The 775-nt window shown below is 59.2% G+C and carries 2 pseudogenes; both read right to left on the bottom strand.

What is annotated here, in order from left to right:
• Positions 1 to 447: pseudogene (locus tag B2W96_RS03355) on the bottom strand (dihydropyrimidine dehydrogenase); the annotation flags it as partial.
• Between the two features lies 1 nt (position 448).
• A pseudogene (locus tag B2W96_RS03350) lies at positions 449 to 775 on the bottom strand (sulfide/dihydroorotate dehydrogenase-like FAD/NAD-binding protein); the annotation flags it as partial.

Here is a 775-nt window from a genome sequence, read left to right as displayed (position 1 = left end):
GCCGGAGCCGATCACGGCCACCTTATGCCCGTTGGGCGCGGGTCTGGGGGGCGCGTCGCAGGCGTGGTTGTTGTGCCAGTCGGCAACAAACCGCTCCAGTCGGCCAATGCCCACCGGCTCGCCCTTGATGCCACGGACGCAGTACTTCTCGCACTGGCTCTCCTGCGGGCAAACCCGGCCGCACACGGCTGGCAGAGAGCTGGTCTGGGCAATGATCTGATACGCCTCTTCAAAGTTGCCCTTGGCAGCCTCGGCGATAAACTCGGGAATATGAATCATCACGGGACAGCCGCTTACACAGGGCTTGTTCTTGCAGTTGAGGCAGCGCAGTGCCTCGTCCAGCGCCATTTCCTCGGTATATCCCAGCGTGACCTCTTCATAGTTCTTGTTGCGGACGTTGGGGTCCTGCGCGGGCATGGGGTTTTTCTTCAAAGACATATTAGGCATATCACTCGGCCTCCTTGCTGAACAGATTGCAGGTTTCCTCATGCTTGTGCTTCTCAAAGTCGCTGTACATCCGGCTGCGCTTCACCGCCAGATCCCAGTCAACCTTATGCCCGTCGAAATCGGGGCCGTCCACGCAGGCAAACTTTGTCTCGCCGCCAACGCTCAGGCGGCAGCCGCCGCACATGCCCGTGCCGTCGATCATGATGGGGCTCATAGACACGGTGGTGGGGATGCCGTAAGGCTCGGTGGTCTTGGAAACGAATTTCATCATAATCATGGGGCCGATGGCAAAAATCTCATCGTACTGGTTGCCGGCGTCGATCAGCTC

Source organism: Oscillibacter sp. UBA6647 (genome assembly GCA_002455655.1).
GTDB lineage: Bacteria > Bacillota > Clostridia > Oscillospirales > Oscillospiraceae > Oscillibacter.
Note: the sequence above shows the minus strand (reverse complement) of the source record. Positions and strands in the feature narration are given on the sequence as shown.